The organism is Acidobacteriota bacterium (assembly GCA_028875725.1).
GTDB lineage: Bacteria > Acidobacteriota > Thermoanaerobaculia > Multivoradales > Multivoraceae > Multivorans.
In genome coordinates, this window is sequence record JAPPCR010000006.1 from 504,935 (window position 1) to 516,145 (window position 11,211).

Here is an 11,211-nt window from a genome sequence, read left to right on the forward strand (position 1 = left end):
TCGACTCAGATCCCGCCCGCGAGCAGCAGTTCGGCGGCTTCCCTGGCGACGCCGTAGGTCCAGTCCGTGGTCAGGCCGAAGAAGACCGCGGCCACCGCTAGCACCCAGGCCGGCGCCAGCATCCCGAGCGGGGCTTCGCGCACGTGGTCGACCGGCTGGGTTTCGGCCGGCTTGCGGAAGTAGAGGACCTCGACCACCTTGCCGACGTAGACGAGAGCCAGCAGTGAGCTCAGCAGGATGAGCACGGCCGCCGCCGTCCAGCCGCGCTCCAGCACTCCGGACACCAGGTACCACTTGCTGACGAAGCCGACCGTGCCCGGCACCCCGATCAGGCTCAGGCCCCCGATGACCAGCGCGGCGGAAGTCAGCGGCATGCGGCGACCGATGCCGGCAAGTGCGTCGATGTGGACGGAGCCGACCCGGTAGAGCAGGCAGGCGACGACGAGGAACAATCCCCCCTTCATCACCGCGTGATTGAACAGGTGGACCAGGCCGCCGGCGAGCCCGGTCGCGTTCGCGGTCGAGAGGCCGAGGGTCATGTAGCCGATCTGGGCGACGCTCGAGTAGGCCAGCAACCGCCGCAGGTCGGTCTGGAAGATCGCGGCGCCCGAGGCCAGGAACATCGCCAGGATGGACAGTGGCAGCAGCACCGCCTGCAGGCGCAGTTCCTCGAACACGAAGGGCGCACCGAAGATCGTGAACAGGACCATCGCCAGCAGGTAGAAGGAGACCTTCGTGGCCGTCGCGGCCAGGAAGGCGCTGACCTTGGGCGGCGCGAACGAGTAGGCGTTGGGCAGCCAGTGGTGCAGCGGAAAGACCGCCAGCTTGATCGAGATGCCGACGACCAGGAGCGCCAGCGCGAGCACGGTGCCGCGATCGTCGAGCGAGGGCTCGAGCCGCGCCGCGATGTCGCGCAGGTTCAGCGTGCCCGTCGCCTGGTAGAGCAGGCCGACGCCCAGCATGAAGAAGACGCCGCCGATCGTGCCCATGACCAGGTAGTAGAAGGCGGACATCACGGCGCGCCGGTGGCCGCCGAGGCTGACCAGGATGTAGGACGACAGCGACGAGATCTCGAGGAACACGAAGATGTTGAAGGCGTCCCCGGTGATCGCGATGCCGAGCAGGCCGGAGATGCAGAGCAGGAACACCGCGTAGTAGAGGTGCCGGCGCTGCTCCGGCACGCGCGGCGGGCCGCCCCGGGAGTCGAAGCTGAAGACCACCAGGGCCATCGCGGTGACCAGGGCGAGGAGGTAGGCGTTGATGGTCGAGACCCGGTACTCGATCCCCAGCGGCGGCGGCCAGCCGCCGAGCTGGTAGGAGATGACGCCGCCGCCTCGTACCTCGACCAGCAGGGCGACCGCGATCGCGAAGCAGGCCGCGATGACGCCGAGACTGAAGAGGCGGCAGAACCGCGGATGGCGCACCAGTACGCAGACCGGAGCCGCGAGCAGCGGCAGGACGACTTCCAGGACGAGGATCTTCTCGATCACGACGATCTTCCCGATTCCGGAGGGGGCCTCAGCCGTGCTCCATGTCGTAGACCACCGCCTCGTCCTCCTCGGACGTGCCGTAGTCGCCGTGGATGCGCACGGCCAGCGCCAGCGCCAGCGCGGTGGTGGCGACGCCGACCACGATCGCGGTCAGCATCAGTACGTGCGGCAGCGGGTTCGAGTAGACGATTTCGTGGCCGCCGTGACCTCCGGCGTGATCCGCTCCGGCGGGAACGATCGGCGCCGTGCCGCCCTCCACCTTGGCCATCGTCACGTAGAAGAGGATCGCTGCTGCCTGGAAAATGTTGAGCCCCATCACCTTCTTGATCAGGTTGTCGCGGGCGATGACGATGTAGAGGCCGACCATCATCAGGGCGATGAGCAGCCAGTAGGCCCAGAGGCCCCAACCAACCGAAGACACGAGCGCTTCCGGCAGGTTCACGAGGCCTCTCCGCCGGCGCCGGCGTCCAGGGCCGGGTCCGCGCCCGTCCTGTCCTCGTCCGTGCGGCGGCCCACGAACGCGTAGTAGACGCGCATGATGGTCGCCGCGACGGCGATGCCGACGCCCAGTTCGATGACGATGATGCCGAGGTGCTGGCCGTAGTGGCCGGTGGTCAGCGGGTCGAGCGCCGAGTAGTTCAGGAACTCTCCGCCCAGGAACATCGCCACGACGCCGACCGCGCCGTAGAGCAGCACTCCCGCCGCCATCAGGCGCTCCGTCAGCACGACGGGAACGACCTGCCGCAGCGTCTCCGCGCCGAAGGTCAGGGCGAAGATGATGAGCCCCGCGGCGAAGATGACGCCGGCCTGGAAGCCGCCGCCGGGGCCGAAGTCGCCGTGGAACTGCACGTAGAGGCCGAACAGGAGGATGACCGGCACCAGAGCCCGGGCGATGACCCGCAGGATCGGCATCTGGCGGACGCGGGACGGCGGCTTCACGATTCCTCCTCGCCGTGTCCAGCCCGGCGTCGCAGGCCGAGTCCGCCCAGCAGCAGCGCGACCCCGACGCCGGCGGTGAAGATGACCACCACTTCACCGAACGTGTCGTAGCCGCGGAAGCTGGCCAGGATGGCGGTGACGATGTTCGGGATGTGGATCTTCTCTTCCGTCTCGGCGATCAGCTCCGGCGCCAGGTGGTGGTGGATGACGGCGTCCGGATCGCCGTAGGCCGGCATGTCCCAGGTGCCGTAGATCAGCGCCGCGCCGGTGGCGACGACGATCAGGATCGGCAGGATTCGCGTTCTTTCCTGTTGCTTCTCGCGCCGCGAGGTCAGGCTGAGCGCTCCGAGAAAGAGCACGGTGCTGACGCCGGCGCCCACCGCGGCCTCGGTGAAGGCGACGTCCACGGCGTCCATCAGGACGAACAGCCCGGCCGCCAGCAGGCTCGCGATCCCGGTCAGCATGGCGGCGGCGAACAGGTCCTTGAGTCTCGCCACGACGATCACGGTGGCGAGCAGCAGCAGCATGAGGAGGAGTTCAACCGGCGGCATCGCCGTCCCCTCCCCGCTCGTCCTCAATCTCAAGCTCGAGAGCCAGCCCGTGGCCGTGAGCCGCCTTGACCAGTGCGTGCGCGATCGCCGGGCTGCTGAACAGGAGAAAGGCGAGCACCAGGAGCAGCTTCAGGGTCACCATGGACAGGCCGCCCTGGAGCATCAGGCCCAGGAGCATCAACCCGGCGCCGGCGGTGTCCGTGACGCTCGCCGCGTGGGTGCGCTGGTAGAACTCGGAGAAGCGGTGCAGACCGACGCCGCCGACGATGCAGAAGAAGCCGCCGGCAACCAGCAGGACCGCGGTCGCGATGTCCAGCGCGCCGCTCAACGGTCGGGCTTCCGGTCGTCGCGTGCGAGGTTGCCGAAACGCGCGAAGCGCAGCACCGCCAGGGTGCCGGTGAAGTTGACCAGGGTGTAGACGATCGCGAGATCGAGCCACTCGGGCCGTCCGGTGAGGAAACCGGCGACCGCGATCAGCAGCACCGTCTTCGTCCCGAACATGTTGACGGCCAGGATGCGGTCGAACACGGTGGGGCCGATCGCGGCGCGGGCGAGCGCCAGGAACATCGTCACGATGATCGCCGCCATCCCCGCCACGTACATCAGTTCGAGCCTCCCTCGATCCGCAGCACGTCGCGGTCCATCGAGCCGTCCATCACGTCCGCCTCGCTCTCCGCGTCGAGGGCGTAGACCAGGAGTTCGTCGTCCCGGAGGTCCAGCGTGATCGTCCCGGGTGTGAGAGTGATGAAGTTCGCGTACAGCACCTGGCCGAACGACGTCTTCTGGCTCGCCGTCACGCGCCGGAGCCGGGGGTGGAGTTCGATCCTCGGCGACAGGATCAGCTTCGTCACGTGGACGTTCGCCGCCGCGACCTTGACCGCGAAGGAGACCAGGAACCGCGGCAGCCGAAGCCAGGCGGCGGCGCGGAAGAACTCGAAACCGCCTCCCGCGGCCCGTTCGAGGGCCAGGTAGAGGCGCCAGACGAAGGCGACCGAAACCAGGCCGAAGACCGGGATCAGCCACCCGTCCAGCGTGTACGGCCCGGAGAGGGCGAGCCAGACGGCGGCCAGCAGCAGGAGAACGCCCAGCCTCACGGCGGCATCAGCCTCTAGCCGTCCGCATAGGACTGCTTGCCTTTCAGGATGGTCAGGCTCCACTTGCCGGTGGCCCGGATTCGCAGCGTCTTGACGCCCGCTTCAGGGACGAAGAAGGTCGTGATCCCCGACCACTCCTCCGCGTTCCGCGAGATGTCGACGGGCGGCCCCACGGCGAACACGCCCCGGTTGCCCTCGACGCTGGCGGTGGCGGTGTGGTCGCCGCCGGCCATCTGGAACCGTACCGTGGCGTTGCCCTCGCCCTCGATGCAGCCGACACCGCAGGGCTTCGGCGGCGGCGCCGGCGCCGGCGGCTTCCACGTCGGGCGTTCGACGACGGGCGGGGCGGGTTCGACAGCGTCCTCGGCGCATCCGGCGAAGCCGAGCGTCAGGCATCCGGCGAGCATCCAGGTGCTCGCCGCGTCGAGCGGGAACGGTCGCTTCACTCCCCGCCGCCCGTTGCCTCGGTTTCCGGTGCTTCGCCTCCCTCGTCCGCGTCATCATCGGCCTCAGCCCAGGGCAGCCAGGCGGCGTAGTCGATCTCATGCGGCGGCGGCTCGCCGCCGGGGCCCTTGAGGTAGTGCTCCATCCAGCGCAGGGTGCGGAGCATGTAGTCGAGGCGCGCCGCCGAACGCCGGTTGCCGTGGCCCTCGCCAGGGTAAAGGACCAGCCGCACCGGCGCCTGGCCGAGGGTCTTCAGGTGCCGGTGCAGCTCGAGCGACTGGCTGGGATGGACCCTGGGGTCCTCCTTGCCATGCAGGATCAGGGTCGGCGTGCGGTTGCGCTTGACGTAGTAGATCGGGCTGCTCTTCTCGAAGTAGTCCCAGTCGTCCCAGAGCGTGGTGAGGTGATGGACCAGCTTCATCTCCATCGGGATATCCGTCGTCCCCAGCTTGGAGATGTTGTTCGAGATGCCGACGAAGGGAATCGCGGCGGCGAAACGGTCGGAATAGTAGGTCGCGCCCCAGGCCGACGCGTAGCCGCCGTAGGAGCCGCCCGTGATGCCGACCCGGTCCCGGTCGACGAGTCCGATCTCGATCAGATGGTCGACCGCGACGATCAGGTCGTCGAACTCGGGGCCGGCGGCGGCGTGCTGACCGAGCTTCGAGAAATCGACGCCGCGCCCCGTGCTGCCGCGGTAGTTCGGGTAGAAGGACGCGAAGCCTCGCGCCGCGGCGACCTGCGCGAAGTTCGAGTAGCTGGTCAGCCAGCCGTTGCTGTGGTGGCTCTCCGGGCCGCCGTGGACGAACAGGATCAGCGGATAGCGCCGGCCCTCCTCGTAGTCGAGCGGATAGATCAGCAGCCCCTCGAGCGCCAGACCGTCTGGCGCCTTGTGCCGGACGACCTCCTGGCGGGCCAGGTCGATGTCGTCCAGCCAGGGGTTCGAGTTCGTCATCCGCACCGGCGGCGCCCGCGGCTCCGCCGGGTCGTAGCGGTAGATCTCCCTCGGGTGATCGGGGCTGTCCGCGACCAGCGCCGCGGCGCCGCCATCGCGCGGCAGGCTGAAGCCGAGGCTGATCGGACCGCCCGGTTCTACCAGCGTCTCGGCTTCTCCCGAGGTCGACACCCTGCCCAGGGTGCTCCAGACGCCGACGGAGGCCGCGTACAGGAGGTGCTCGTCGTCCTCCCAGGTGAACGAGGCGACGTGGCCCTCGAGCGCCGGCAGCAGGTCGCTGAAGCCGCCTTCGCTGCCCACGAGCATCAGCCTGCCGGCCGCCGGGTCGTGCTGATCGACGGCCGATACGGCGGCAACCTGTTCGCCGTTCGGGCTGAACTCGACCTGGCCGAGCTTGCCGAGTGCCTCGACCTTCGAGACCACGGGGAAGTCGTCCATCGACGCGTCCACGATCACGACGGACTTGCTCGTGTAGGAGTCGTCGATCAGGGCGGTCGGCGTGGTCACCGCGGCGAGGCGTTCGCCGCCCGGGCTCCAGACGGCGGAGATGACGTGCCCGTCGACCGACTCGACCAGGACGGGCTTCGACTCGTCGTTGCTACGGTCCCCTTCGAGCGCGGGAACGTCCGCGATCCACAGCCGCGTCGGGGGCCGGTCCTCTTCGTAGATCTCCTGGTTGAACCCCTTGTCGCGGAGTGTCTTCAGTTCCTTCGCGGTTTCCCGGCGGGCCAGGAACGCGACCCGGCTGCCGTCCGGCGACAGGACGTAAGAGCCGACGCCGTTCGGGTGTTCGACCAGCTTGCGGCTCTCTCCACCCCCGACCGGGATGCCGTAGAGGGCGGACGCCTTGTCCGAGCCGCGGCGGGAGGTGAAGAGAATCTCGTCGTTGCCGCGGAAGCTGGGCCGACCGACGTTCACCGAGCCGGCGATGAAGGGCCGGGAGGATCCGGGCTCGGCCATGTCGAGCACGTGCAGCTCGGTCCACGAGCCGCCGCTGTCCTCGTCCAGCGGCCGCCGCGGGACGCTCAACAGGTAGGCCGCGAGACGGCCGTCGGGCGACACCTCGACGGTGCCGACGCTGCGCAGCGTGGCGATGTGATGCGGTTCGATCGGGTTCGTCTCCTGGGCCGTGACCGCGGCCGGCAGGACCAGCGCGACGATGATGCAAGCGATGCTCCGGTTCATGGCTTCTCTCCTGTCAGTGGACCGCCGCGGCCTGCCGCTGTTCGATCGCCGTCAGCCGTTCCCGGATGTCGGGGGACAGCTTGACGCCCAGGTGCGTGATCGTATCCGCCGCCATGGCGATTCCGACCTCGCAGCAGGTGCGGATCGGCAGGCCCCGCAGCAGGCCGTAGAGGAAACCGGCGGCGAAGCAGTCGCCGGCGCCGGTCGTGTCGACGACCTCGACCCGGTGTGCGGGAACCCGGTGTACTTCGTCGCCCCGGCGCACCCAGGCGCCGCGGACACCGTCCTTGATCGCCACGACTTCGATCGTCCTGGCCAGCTCGCGGGCCGCGGCCTCCGGCCCCAGGCCGGTCATCATCCGCGCCTCTTCGGCGTTGGCGAACAGGATGTCGAAGCCGTGCTCCTTGTGCCGCATGAGGTGGTCGCGCGAGCGGCCGACCGCGAACGGATCGGCGAGATCGATGGCCAGCCTGGCGCCGGCGCGGCGGGCGACCGCGATCGCGTGTTCGATCGCGTCGATCTGGTTCGGGGTGTCCCAGATGTAACCGGTCGTGAAGAAGATCCGGGACCTCCGGATGTCCTCTTCGGGCACGTGCTCCGGGCGGTACTGCCGGCACACGCCCAGGTGCGTGTTCATCGTCCGTTCGCCGTCGGGAGTCACCAGGACGACCGACGTGCCGGTGACGCCGTCGATGTGGGCCAGCCGGTTCCGGACCCGGCTCGCGTTCAGACCACGCTCGAACAGGCGGCCGGTGTCGTCGGCGGCGACCGCCGAGCTGTAGCTGGTGGCCACGCCGAGCAGGGACGCCGCACGCAGCACGTTGGCGCAGGAGCCGCCGGCCTCGATCTCCGGCTGCAGGACTTCGCCGTCGCGGTTCAGCACGTGATCGAGGATCGCCTCCTGCTCTTCGGCGGTGACGAGCTTCATGATCCCCTTGTCGAGGCCCATCTCGTCCAGGTGCCGGTCCTCTACCCGCACCAGCAGGTCGAGGATCGCGTTTTCGATTCCGACCAGTTCCGGGTCGGCTGCCCGCGGCGGCTCCGCCACGGCGGGCTACTGGTCTCCCCAGCGGTCCTTGACCGCGGCGCGGTCGACGTGGTCGCCGCTCCGCGGCAACTCGCTGGTGAAGATGACGTCGCGGGGCCGCTTGAACCGGGCGATCCGGGAACCGACGTGCTCGCGGACCGACTCCTGGTCCAGGCCGGCTTCCGGATCGGCCTCGACGACGGCGCGGATCGCCTCGCCCCAGCGGTCGTCGGTGACACCGAACACGCAGGCGGCACGCACGGCGTCGAGTTCGAGGATCGCGGCCTCGACCTCGGCGGGATAGACGTTCTCGCCGCCGGGCTTGATCAGCTCCTTCTCCGGCTTCCGGGCGACGTAGAACAGGTTGCCTTCCTCGTCAAAGCGGCCGATATCGCCGGTGTGGTGCCAGCCGCCCCGGAATGTGTGGGCGGTCACGTCGGGCTGCCCGTCGTAGCCCAGGAAGACCAGCGGTCCGCGGACGACGATCTCGCCGTCCTCGCCGGCGGGCACCTCGCGTTCGTCGTCGTCGACCAGACGGACGCTGCAGAGTTCGGCCGCCTTGCCGGCGCAGCCGAGCCGCTCGCGGGCGTTCTGGATCGTGACGAAACCGCTCGTCTCGCACTGCCCGAAACCGGCCCAGAAGGTGGCGTCCGTCTCGTCGTGCAGCCGCTGCATCGTGTCGGGCGAGTCGAGGCCGGTGACGTGGCGGAGGCTGGCGAGGCGGCTGCCGGCCTCGGCTGCCGCGTCGAGCAGGGTGGTGAGCACCGGCGGGAAGTCGCTGATCATCGTGATCGCGTAACGATCGATCAGATCGACCGCCTGGGCCGGGTCGTACTTCGCGGTGACCACGTTGGCGCCGCCCGCGTGGAAGACGCTCAGCAGGTGGCCGAGTGCCGCGATGTGGAAGAGCGGCAGCGCGACCAGGTTGCGGTCCGAGCCGCCGAGGCCGAGCGACGCGATCTCCTGCAGGTTGGCCCAGACCAGGTTCGAGTGGCTGAGCAGGGCGCCACGCGGGATGACGTCGACGGCGGCGGTCGCGATGACGGCGAAGGGGTCGCCGGCGGAGACGTCTGGCCGTGGCAGGTCCGCCGCCGCGCCGTTGTAGAGCGAGTCGAGCGAGGCGTAGCCGTCCGCCGCATCGTCGCCGAACTGGAACCAGTGGGGGATCGCCTCGTCGCCGGGGCCGCCCGGCACCGCGTCGAGGAAGTCCGCGCCCACGACGAACGCCCGCGGCCTCGCCCGCTCGCGAACGAGCATCTCGATCTCGCCCGGCTGCAGCCGCCAGTTGATCGGGTAGACGACGATGCCCTGACGGGCGCAGGCGAAGTAGAGCTCCACGTAGGCCGCCGAGTTCTGCGCCAGGACGGCGAGCCGGTCCCCGGCCGCGAGGCCGAGTCCGTCGAGCCCGGCCGCCAGCGCGTCGACGCGGTCGCGGAGTTCCGCGAAGCTCCGCTCTTCGCCACCCTCCGTGACGAGCGCGAGCCGGTCGCCGAACGCCGTCGCGTTGCGGACGAGAACGTCGTAGAGCGTGAAGTTCTGAACGTGGGACACGTGTCGCCTGACTTCCGAGACGGGCGCGGACTCTATCAACGCCGGCTGGCGTAGCGGCGTCGATGTTGACTCGCTCGCGCGGAGCCGGGGGAGGGGGTCCCGGACGGACGCTCGCGCTTTCCAGGTGGAGGATGAGTTGGCGCTCGCTTCGGTCGCCTGCGCTGCGCTTCGATCTGGGTTGAGGGGGCGGTCTGGGCAGTCGCTTGGCTCCAGCCCGCCGGGACCCCCTCCCCCGGCTCCACGCGGGCTGGACGCTCCGAGGCTAGGCTACGAAGTCTGAGTTGCGGGAAGGAGGGGCGCCGATGCAGAGGTTCGGTCGTGGGATAGCCGCAGGGTGTGTTGTTCTGTTGGTTGGTGGGGTGCCGGCTGCCCATGCCTGGAACGACTTTGGCCATGAACTCATTGCCCGGATCGCCTGGCAGGAACTGGAGCCGGAGGTTCGCAACCGGGTTCTCGCCTTGTTCCGGCAGGCGCCCAGGGACAGTCTGATGCACTGCCTCGATCTGAACCAGGATCGCCGTCGGGGCTGCGGTCGGTTCGCGTATCGCCTTGAGGATGCAGAGAGCAGCGAAGACGCGGACCGGATCCTGTTCGAGCGGGCCGCCTACTGGCCCGACCTGGCACGTCAGCTCGAGAAGTACAACCGCCCGACCTGGCACTACATCGGATGGACTTGGCGCCAGGCCGCCGACGGGACCGCCCACGACACGGATCTGCCGGTGGCGGAACCGAATGCGGTGAGCCAGTTGGTCGAACTTGCGCGCTCGGTCGCCGATGCTTCCGCCCGGCCGGGCAAGCGCGCCATCCATCTGGCCTGGATCTTCCACCTCGTAGGGGACGTCCACCAGCCCCTTCACGCCGCGTCCCGGGTCACGGAGCGGCGCGACGAACGGGAAGGCGATCGTGGCGGCAACGGTTTCGGTCTTGACCAGTGGAACCGCAACCTCCACGCCTTCTGGGATGGCGCCCTCGACGGCCGGTTCAGGGCTGAATACAGGGATCGGGCCCTGGCTCGACTCGACGCGCCTACCGACGGGCCGCCGCCCGAGCAGTTCTGGAGGTTCTTCGGAGAGGCCCGCGACCGAGAGTACGAGGCTCACAAGGACCGGGTCGCAGCCGAGGCTCGCGCGCGCCACCCACTCGACGACGCCGTCCGGGCGAACCTCAAGTCAGGCGATTTCGAAGCCTGGGCAGCGGAGTCCAACCGGATCGTCCGGAACGCCCTCTATCCTCCCGACCTCAAGCGGGGCGAAGCACCGTCCGGCGCCTACGCCGACCGCGCCTATGACATCTCCCTGCAGCGGGCCGCCCTCGCCGGCTATCGCCTGGCCGACCTGCTTACCACCCTCCTGGCGCCGTAGGCGCATCCCACGATCGCTTCCGTGCGCTGCCGTGCTACTACGGGCTGCGGGGAGTAGACGCGCGTTGCCCCGTCTGTTCGTTGCCCTCGACCTGCCTCCTGAGTTGAAGGCGGCTGCCCGCAGCCTGCAGTCCGGCCTGCGCAATGCCCGCTGGCTGGACGACGCCGGTCTGCATCTCACGCTGGCGTTCATCGGCGAGGTCGACGGTTCGGCTGTGGAGCGGGTCGAAGATGCTCTGGCCGAGGTCGAGGCCGAGCCGATCCATGTCGAGCTTCACGGCCTTGGTTGCTTTCCCGGGCGCGGCGCCCCACGGGTGCTCTGGACGGGCGCGGCGCCGAAGGCCGAGCTTGCAGACCTTGCCAGTGCCGTTACGCGGGGCCTACGGCGCGCCGGCGTGACTCTGAAGCGCCGGAGGTTCGCTCCCCACGTCAGCCTGGTACGATTCCGCTGGCCGCCTCCGCCCATTGACCTGGAGAGGTACCTGGCCGCCCACTCCCTGTTCCGGAGCCCGGTCTGCGAAGTCGCGTCGTTTCATCTTTACTCCAGCATCCTGCACCCGTCGGGGGCGCGCCACACGATCGAGGCGACCTTTCCTCTCGAGCGAAACGGCTGGTGAA

Annotated in this window: 13 protein-coding genes; 2 read left to right on the forward strand and 11 right to left on the reverse strand. The window is 69.2% G+C overall.

All coding sequences use genetic code 11. The annotated features are described in order from the left end of the window. Nucleotides 1-5: 5 nt before the first annotated feature. The 11 genes from OXI49_04120 to OXI49_04170 are packed head-to-tail and all read right to left on the reverse strand — an operon-like array spanning nucleotide 6 to nucleotide 9,233. Nucleotides 6-1,490, reverse strand: a complete 1,485-nt coding sequence (locus OXI49_04120) for a monovalent cation/H+ antiporter subunit D family protein (GenBank protein MDE2689675.1) — start codon at nucleotides 1,488-1,490, stop codon at nucleotides 6-8. A 28-nt stretch (nucleotides 1,491-1,518) separates the two neighbouring features. Beyond that, nucleotides 1,519-1,911 carry a cation:proton antiporter subunit C gene (locus OXI49_04125; protein MDE2689676.1) on the reverse strand — a complete coding sequence of 131 codons (393 nt, stop codon included), beginning with the start codon at nucleotides 1,909-1,911 and terminating at the stop codon, nucleotides 1,519-1,521. Nucleotides 1,912-1,928: 17 nt separating this feature from the next. After that, nucleotides 1,929-2,429 (reverse strand): Na(+)/H(+) antiporter subunit B, encoded by a 501-nt coding sequence (locus tag OXI49_04130; protein MDE2689677.1) that lies wholly within the window; start codon nucleotides 2,427-2,429, stop codon nucleotides 1,929-1,931. Then, nucleotides 2,426-2,980, reverse strand: a complete 555-nt coding sequence (locus tag OXI49_04135) for a DUF4040 domain-containing protein (protein ID MDE2689678.1) — start codon at nucleotides 2,978-2,980, stop codon at nucleotides 2,426-2,428. The genes OXI49_04130 and OXI49_04135 overlap by 4 nt, the downstream gene beginning before the upstream one ends. Then, nucleotides 2,967-3,308, reverse strand: coding sequence for a monovalent cation/H(+) antiporter subunit G (mnhG, locus tag OXI49_04140; GenBank protein ID MDE2689679.1), 342 nt, complete (start codon nucleotides 3,306-3,308; stop codon nucleotides 2,967-2,969). The genes OXI49_04135 and mnhG overlap by 14 nt, the downstream gene beginning before the upstream one ends. Further along, on the reverse strand, nucleotides 3,305-3,583 hold the full coding sequence (locus OXI49_04145) for a monovalent cation/H+ antiporter complex subunit F (GenBank protein ID MDE2689680.1): 279 nt from the start codon (nucleotides 3,581-3,583) through the stop codon (nucleotides 3,305-3,307). The genes mnhG and OXI49_04145 overlap by 4 nt, the downstream gene beginning before the upstream one ends. Beyond that, entirely contained in the window at nucleotides 3,583-4,074 is a 492-nt protein-coding gene (locus OXI49_04150) for a Na+/H+ antiporter subunit E (GenBank protein MDE2689681.1), read from the reverse strand. The genes OXI49_04145 and OXI49_04150 overlap by 1 nt, the downstream gene beginning before the upstream one ends. A gap of 14 nt (nucleotides 4,075-4,088) precedes the next feature. Continuing rightward, complete coding sequence (locus OXI49_04155; GenBank protein ID MDE2689682.1) at nucleotides 4,089-4,520, reverse strand: hypothetical protein; 432 nt, start codon at nucleotides 4,518-4,520, stop codon at nucleotides 4,089-4,091. Next, complete coding sequence (locus OXI49_04160) at nucleotides 4,517-6,655, reverse strand: S9 family peptidase (protein ID MDE2689683.1); 2,139 nt, start codon at nucleotides 6,653-6,655, stop codon at nucleotides 4,517-4,519. The genes OXI49_04155 and OXI49_04160 overlap by 4 nt, the downstream gene beginning before the upstream one ends. Before the next feature lie 13 nt (nucleotides 6,656-6,668). After that, entirely contained in the window at nucleotides 6,669-7,703 is a 1,035-nt protein-coding gene (locus tag OXI49_04165; GenBank protein ID MDE2689684.1) for an adenosine kinase, read from the reverse strand. A 6-nt stretch (nucleotides 7,704-7,709) separates the two neighbouring features. After that, nucleotides 7,710-9,233 carry an AMP-binding protein gene (locus tag OXI49_04170; protein MDE2689685.1) on the reverse strand — a complete coding sequence of 508 codons (1,524 nt, stop codon included), beginning with the start codon at nucleotides 9,231-9,233 and terminating at the stop codon, nucleotides 7,710-7,712. A gap of 359 nt (nucleotides 9,234-9,592) precedes the next feature. Here OXI49_04170 and OXI49_04175 point away from each other — a divergent pair, with 359 nt between their 5' ends. Then, complete coding sequence (locus tag OXI49_04175) at nucleotides 9,593-10,594, forward strand: S1/P1 nuclease (GenBank protein MDE2689686.1); 1,002 nt, start codon at nucleotides 9,593-9,595, stop codon at nucleotides 10,592-10,594. Nucleotides 10,595-10,658: 64 nt separating this feature from the next. Next, the gene (gene thpR, locus OXI49_04180) at nucleotides 10,659-11,210 is read left to right on the forward strand and encodes an RNA 2',3'-cyclic phosphodiesterase (protein MDE2689687.1); all 552 of its coding nucleotides are present in this window, start codon (nucleotides 10,659-10,661) and stop codon (nucleotides 11,208-11,210) included. Nucleotide 11,211: the final 1 nt, after the last annotated feature.

What these genes read in the sequence shown, in the direction of transcription:
- OXI49_04145 (MDE2689680.1), bottom strand. Translation starts at nt 3,583, where the DNA reads ATGTACGTGGCGGGGATGGCGGCGATCATCGTGACGATGTTCCTGGCG.
- OXI49_04135 (MDE2689678.1), bottom strand. Translation starts at nt 2,980, where the DNA reads ATGCCGCCGGTTGAACTCCTCCTCATGCTGCTGCTGCTCGCCACCGTG.
- OXI49_04160 (MDE2689683.1), bottom strand. Translation starts at nt 6,655, where the DNA reads ATGAACCGGAGCATCGCTTGCATCATCGTCGCGCTGGTCCTGCCGGCC.